The organism is Dactylosporangium siamense (genome assembly GCF_016862795.1).
GTDB lineage: Bacteria > Actinomycetota > Actinomycetes > Mycobacteriales > Micromonosporaceae > Dactylosporangium > Dactylosporangium siamense.
The window spans coordinates 1-6794 of record NZ_BONQ01000200.1 but is presented as its reverse complement, the minus strand read 5'-3'; the positions used below and the strand labels follow the sequence as shown (position 1 = coordinate 6794).

General features: G+C 62.4%; 4 protein-coding genes. 2 read left to right on the top strand and 2 right to left on the bottom strand.

Translation table 11 applies throughout. The features are described 5' to 3' along the window. Positions 1-1095: hypothetical protein (locus Dsi01nite_RS54935; RefSeq protein ID WP_203854511.1), on the bottom strand; the 1095-nt coding region annotated here is incomplete at its 3' end. A 173-nt stretch (positions 1096-1268) separates the two neighbouring features. Between Dsi01nite_RS54935 and Dsi01nite_RS54930 the strand changes: the two genes are divergently transcribed. Further along, positions 1269-2813 (top strand): ATP-dependent nuclease, encoded by a 1545-nt coding sequence (locus Dsi01nite_RS54930; RefSeq protein WP_203854510.1) that lies wholly within the window; start codon positions 1269-1271, stop codon positions 2811-2813. After that, complete coding sequence (locus Dsi01nite_RS54925) at positions 2813-3652, top strand: hypothetical protein (protein ID WP_203854509.1); 840 nt, start codon at positions 2813-2815, stop codon at positions 3650-3652. Before Dsi01nite_RS54930 ends, Dsi01nite_RS54925 begins: the two co-directional genes overlap by 1 nt. A 224-nt stretch (positions 3653-3876) precedes the next feature. Here the strand turns inward: Dsi01nite_RS54925 and Dsi01nite_RS54920 are convergent, their stop codons facing one another. Then, on the bottom strand, positions 3877-6786 hold the full coding sequence (locus tag Dsi01nite_RS54920) for a hypothetical protein (protein WP_203854508.1): 2910 nt from the start codon (positions 6784-6786) through the stop codon (positions 3877-3879). Between the last annotated feature and the right edge of the window lie 8 nt (positions 6787-6794).

Sequence of the window (6794 nt, the reverse complement as noted above, 5' to 3'; positions counted from 1 at the left end):
CGAACCGTCGTCGCCCTCCGGGCGGCGGTACCGGGCCCCGTCGCCCTCCTGAAGTAGGTCAAAGAGGTCACACAACAGCACCAACGCCGGACGCCCCGCCGCGCGGGCGAGAGCCGGGACGTGGTCACGCAGAATACGCCCGAAGTCGTACATGGCGAGGTCGCGAGCTCGTGCGGACTGAGCAAGGCCGCTCAGTAGCGCTCGGGCCAGATGCAGCGCCTCGCTCGTGATGTTGCCGAGCGCCAAACGCTCGACGACCTGACCAACCTCATACGGAATGCGGACCCCATACCGGCTGCCGAGTCCGCGGACGATGGACAGGACCAGGCGCCGAGCAGCATCAGGAGAGACCCTCAACGCGACCTGGACGACGTTGCGGTTGACGAACGGGTTGTCTGTCGGGGGGATGGCGAGCGCCACGTCGACGACGTCCGCAACGCCATCACCTGCGATTCGGGCAAGATAGTCGCCCGCCGGCCACGGTTCGTAGCTGATCTGGCCGTCTTCCTCGACGACCGGCGGCGGCGATAGGAAGAATCCCTCGGTGGTGAGCGGTCCGACCCATGCGGCAGACGCACGGCTGAAGAACTCATGGGCAACCGCGTAGACACTCGGTCGGTTCTGCCGCAGCGTTTTCGCGTTCGCCCGAGTTGGCGCCTCGATCTCCAGGAGTTCGTCGATCTGTGCGAACACGGTGACGAAGTTGACCTCGAACCTGTCCAGGACCACGTCGAGCACCAATTCGAACTGCTGCACGATCTCGAGGAAATCCTCGTCCAGCGCCCGGGGGGGATCCAGCGCCGATCGATGAGCCCGTCCAGCCAAGTTGCTCGGGCTGTCCTCACCGGCGAATCCCAGCCAGAACAGGGCGGCTGAGCTAGTGGCCTCGATGCCGAGATCGTCCAGAACGGCCAAGATCTTGGCGCGGTGACGGCTACCGGTCGCCCCGACGCCAGCACCAGGGCCTTCCAAGACAGCCCGAACGGCACTCTCGATCTCGCGAAACAGGTGCGCGACGACATGCGTGACTGACGGCATCGGCGGATGCTCGACGAGCAACGCGCAGGCGTCCGAAAAGAACTGGGCGGGGCCCACACCTACCTGACTCCGGAGCCGCTGCACCACACGCTGCTGGCGTGGCGACAGCTGTGGGCTCCAAAGCCTTCGTCCATCGTCCGAACCCGTCATCAGCATAGAAGTCGACCCCACTGTCCGTAGCCTACGCTAGCGTCCGGGGGGTCGGGCTAGCTGGAGGGAGGGCATCTGGTATGCAGTTCGTTGTCATCGAACCGAGCCAGGCGGCTTCGGCGCTTCGACCGGGCTTCTACCTGACGCGCGACAACTGGAATGACTGGTTCAAGTTCCAAACGCTTTACGGCGTACTGTATGTGTCCGATCGGGGAGAGAAACTCAATATAGGTGGCATTAAGATCGGGCAGTTCGGCATGGTCACCGGACAGTGGAGACCCGATATTCCCGATGCATTCGAGCGCTTGGATAATCGATTCTTCTCCCTCGGGCAGGATGAGACATACTATCTGGCCCTCGACAATTTGGGACAGTCGCTTCGCGAGAGCTACCTCGAGGCGACCCGTGACGTCGCCTGGGATCAGGATCTGTTTGAGCGGGCGCGCAATGAAGACGTGATGGGCGTGTCGCTGCTTCGCTACCTTTCGCCCGCGACCGTCCAAGGGCAGTTTCGCCGACTGGCGCGAGGAGAAGCAAGGCTCGAACGCTACGCGTTTTCATATACGTCACCCGGTGTGCAGTGGCCCGATATTGCGCCTCTTGCTCTGTCATTCAACGTAATGCCAGAGTCGCAGCCACCTACGAACGTCCATGTACTGATCGGCCGCAACGGAGTAGGTAAGACAACACTGCTGCATAGGATGACGCGCGCGCTCGCCGACGAAAGCAGTAGCCCATCGGAGACCGGTAGTTTCACTACTGAGATCCTCGACAGTCCTGGACAATTGTTTGCTGGTGTAGTTTCTGTTTCGTTCAGCGCCTTCGACTCATTTGTTCCTTTACCGCATCGCGAAAACAGGGCCCGCGGTACAGCGTATGCATATGTGGGTTTGAAGAAGATCCCGGACCCAGAGAAGGCGGACAGTGGAACACCAAAGAGTGAGAGCGAGCTCGCCGAGGACTTCGCCAATAGTGTCTCCGCCTGCATCGCTGGCAGTCGGATCGACCGTTGGCGTCATGCCCTGCAAATCCTCGAGGCTGATCCGATCTTCGCCGACGCGGAGGTATCGGAGCTGGCTGACGAAGAACTTTCTGGCGAGATGCTTCAACGCGGCGCTCTCGCACTCTTCTCAGATTTGAGCTCTGGACATAAGATCGTTCTACTGATGATGACCCGTCTCGTCGAGACGGTGGAAGAAAGAACTCTTGTTCTGCTTGATGAGCCCGAAGCGCATCTGCATCCGCCCCTCCTGTCGGCTTTCGTTCGGGCGCTTTCGGACCTCCTGACGAACCGGAATGGTGTGGCGTTAATCGCAACCCATTCACCGGTGGTTCTTCAGGAAGTGCCGCAGGCATGTGTATGGAAGCTGAGACGATCCGGCAGAACGGTAACCGCTGAGCGGCCGGAGATCGAAACATTCGGCGAGAATGTCGGCATCCTTACCCGCGAAATCTTTGGACTTGAGGTATCCAGGTCAGGCTTCCATCGTTTGATTGCTAATGCTGTTCAGGAGGGCGCCTCATACGACGACGTGGTCCTCCAATTCGGCAATCGCCTGGGCGGCGAGGCGAAGGGGATGGTCCGCGCCCTATTTGCTGCGCGCGAAAGTGGAGAGTCGATCTAATGTGGAATGCCCCGCTCCCTAAGCAAGGCGCGCATCTCGCGTACAACGTTTGCCTCGCCCAGGTCGATGATCCTGACCTTGCAAGGCGACTTCGCCTAGTTGAGCCGAATATTCTTAGCGCCGAGCAGTTGTTTCACATGGCCGCTGCGCTGAAAATTCTCCACCTCCTTCGACAAGAGGATTTCAATCCACCCGGCGTGACAGGGAAGGAGTTGGAGGGGCTCTATTCGGGCAGAATGGCAAGGAAGCGGGGCGCTGCTCGTTTTATCTATGATGCCATCAAAAGTGCGCTTGAGGTATGTCCGCTCTGCAATCAGAGGAAGGTTGAGCAGGTCGATCATCATCTGCCGAAGACCTTGTATCCGGCACTCGCGGTGACTCCTTTGAACCTCGTGCCCATTTGCAGCGATTGCAACAAGTTTAAGCTGGACCAGGCGCCTGTCAGCGCCGATTTGCAAACGCTGCATCCGTATTACGAGAATGTTGAGTCCGAAAAGTGGCTGCAGGCCGAGGTCCTCGCCGGTAACCCTGCGGCGCTCCGCTTCTTCGTTGAGCCTCCATCGAACTGGAATTCGGTTCTGGAGGCGCGAGTGAGATATCAGTTTCGAGTGTGCCAGCTCGGTGCCCTTTACGGAGTTCATGCTTCAGGCGAGCTGCGTATGTTGCGGCATAATTTGACCAATCTATATCAGCGAGGCGGTGCCGAGTTGGTGCGACAGCAGCTAGTCGATCAAGCGGACACTCGACGGGCGGTTCACATCAATAGCTGGCAAACTGCCACCTACGAGGCGCTCGCAGGCAGCCGCTGGTACTGCGACGGTGGCTTCGCAAGCATTTGACCTTGCCGCGCGCGTTTACCCTACCGCCAGGCCAAGTAGTCCGCCGGTTGGCCGATCGCGGGCGTTTCGACCGAGTGGTGGACGGACTGTCCAGCAGCGCGTGCTGCGGCAGCACAGCGACCGTTCCAGGCCGTCGTAGGGGTTTGGGCTGCCCGTCGCTGTAGATCAGGGGCCCGAGGTGGCATCCCGCCAGGTGCGGCAGGCGGACATCGCAGCCTTTTGCACTACGGAGCTTCTGGAAAGACGTCGTCGTGCTCGACGTCGTCGGTCCAGTAGCCGTAGCGGCGTCCGAGCAGGTCGAAGATGGCACCGAAGTTCGGAGTCCGCTGGTTCGTTTGAAGGTCGAAGTTCGTCAACGTCACGAGTACCGAAGCGTTGAGCTGCATCCGGAGAGCGTCCTCCGTGAACTCCCGGGGCGGCACCCGTACGTCGTCGGGCTCCTCCGGGTGGAACCGCACCCGATGGAGCATCTCGGCATCAGCTTGGGTTCGAGGGGGTAGTGGCAGGCCGCTTCGCCGGACGCGTTCGAAAGCGACCAGCGACGCAATGGCGTTGAGGAGATGCCAGTCCAGCCATCCCTCGGTGCGCAGGTTCGCGACCACCGTTCGGAAGCCGGCATCAGCCAGGAGACGTGGCAGCGTGTAGCGCAGCGTTGGCAGTGTGTTCGCGTAGCGCCGTCGGACGGCCTCGAGCGCTTCCTTGTGCTCGTAGCCTGGGCCGGGCGTGGTGGGCGGCCCGAGTTCGTCGGCGGCGGCGACACCGACCTCGATGCCGGCTCCGAGCGGTTCGTCCAGCACTGCGGGGACCGAAGGATGCGCTGCTTCCGGTAGCAGGTCAGCAACCTCGTCGAACGGTCGTCCGATCGCGAGTTTGTGGAACAGTCCTCTTTGGAACGCCTTCTCCATCACTGTCATGAACGCCTCGAAGGGCAGCAGTGAGGACGTATGCAGGACGGTCACGAGCGTGGTGGCCATCTCTCGGTGGATCGTATTGATGTCGAGCGCGTCAGCGCGGCTGAGGTGCACAAGCCACCGGCTGGCATCGTTGTCTGGTAGCTGTTCAACGCGGTCGGCGTCGGCGGCGAGTTCGGCGGCGTCTGCCCTGATCTCGATCTCGATGCGGCTGGGTAGCAGGACTGCGTCTTGGTCGGCGAGCTCCACGAGGACGACTTGGGCTGCGGCCGCGAACCGTTCGGCAGCGAGGCCGGCGTGCCGTTCGTTGGCGCTCGTGACGATCCACGTCGTGCCGAGCGCGCTCCACGTGTAGGTTCGGGTCGCCCCAGCGTCGCTGAATGGGCGCCCGACTCCCTCGCGTCCGGCGGAATCGACGATCGTCTGCTCTGGCCATTCGACATCCGCGTCGGCCTCAGCTTCGCCGAGGATTCCGTCGACAATGTCGCTGATCCCGACCTCGGCAAGTGTTGCGTCGATCACGGCGGCGAGGCGCGGGCGATGCTCGCGGGCGACCCGCACAATGGTGGCGACGTCGAAGAGCAGGTACCAGACCTCTTGGTGGCGCTCGGAGTTCCACGGGTCGTCCGCGAACGCTTGGTGCGCTGCAAGGGCCGCCTTCGCCACGTGGATGGCGGTCAGCCAGGTACCGGCTTGGTAGGCGGAGCGGGCGGCACGCAGAAATCCCCGGGCAATGTAGATCCTGAGGTCGTGTTGCTGCGTTGAACCGACGAGCATCACCGCCTGTAAAGCGTAGTTCTTGGCTGCTAGCGGCATGTTGAGCTGCAGGTAGATGTCGGAGAGCAGAAGCATCGCCAGTACCGCGCCTTGGCTGGTGTCGCCGCGCCACCAGTTGACCTTGGCTTCATGGATTTCGCTGAGGGCTTCCCGCCGACGACCGGCTGCGAGCAGTGCCATCCCCCGGTTGCGGGCCCGGTCGGCCTTGGCGGCCTGACCGGCCAGCGCTCCGGTAGCCTCATCCAAGGCGTCGCGGACCGTTCGGTACTCCGCATGGTCCACAAGTGCGGGTGCGATCAGATCGAAGACATCAGCCAATGCGTCAACAGGAAACAACGGTGCTTCCGGCAGGTGCTGGCAGAGCGTGACGAGATCGGCCACACCGCCGTCGAGGTCGAACAGGGGCGCTACTGACTTGACGACAACGGGCTCGTCATCATCGATGGCTTGCAGCACACGCCGCGTGGTCTCGGCAGGACCCGGCCCCTCGTCCTGTTCCGCCTGCGTCAGATCGGCAAGGTCCGGGAAGAGGCGCAGTCGCGCTGACAGCGCGAGCAGGTGGGCTCTGGTGTTGGGATAGGGCTGGTCGTCGAGCATGGTACGCACTTTGCGTAGCAGTCCGGCATGCCACTGGGCGATTTCGGTCCTCGTGATCTCCGTAAGCCCTCGCCTGATTGCGCCGACACAGTACTGGCCGAGAACCAAGGCGTCTTCGAGTAGGCCGTGGTCGGTTACGTCCTGGAGCACCTTCTCGAAGAAGCTCCGTACCAGGATGTCGGCGGGCCGCAGGGTATCCGTTCCACGAAGCGTCGCAACGGCGATCTCGTACTGCGCGTGGAGGATGACCTCAGGGTACGTGGCTGCGGCGAGCAGCGCGCGGGCGTAACTCAGCCAGTCGGCAAGGTCGGCTCGGGCGGCGTCGTTGAAGGTCGCGTACCGCAGCCCTTTCCGCAGGTCCATCAGCTCGCCGAAGGATGCCTGCTGAGTTTCTTTCGAACGCCAGCGGGTGCGCTGTTGCTGGTACCACGCCGGTGTCAGGTCAGGTTCCGCCGGTGGCGGCGCCATCTCAGCAGGAACATTGAGGTACTGCTCGGCGAGATAAAAGAGGTCGGCGTCGGCAAGATGGCTGGCCAGGGCGACGGCGTCCCAGATGTCCAGGGCGACATCGTGTTCGGCTCGGGCGTGTTCGATGAGTTCGTGCCGCTTGGCGACGGCAACGGGGGTAACGGTGAAGTAGACCACGCGATCGACCGGCGCGCCGGACCCGCAGATCGTCCGAAGATCCTTCTTAATCTTCGACGGGACGTCGTCTGTCTGCATCGTGCACGCCAGCACGACCGCGTCCGAGGTCGCGAGCCGGGCGAAGCTCGACGCGGCGCCGATCTCGTTTGGCAGGTTCGTCCAGTGGCTCTCGGCATCCCGACCTTGATCGCCACCGCTGCTCACAGGACCGG

What these genes read in the sequence shown, in the direction of transcription:
- Dsi01nite_RS54930 (WP_203854510.1), top strand. Translation starts at nt 1,269, where the DNA reads ATGCAGTTCGTTGTCATCGAACCGAGCCAGGCGGCTTCGGCGCTTCGA.
- Dsi01nite_RS54925 (WP_203854509.1), top strand. Translation starts at nt 2,813, where the DNA reads ATGTGGAATGCCCCGCTCCCTAAGCAAGGCGCGCATCTCGCGTACAAC.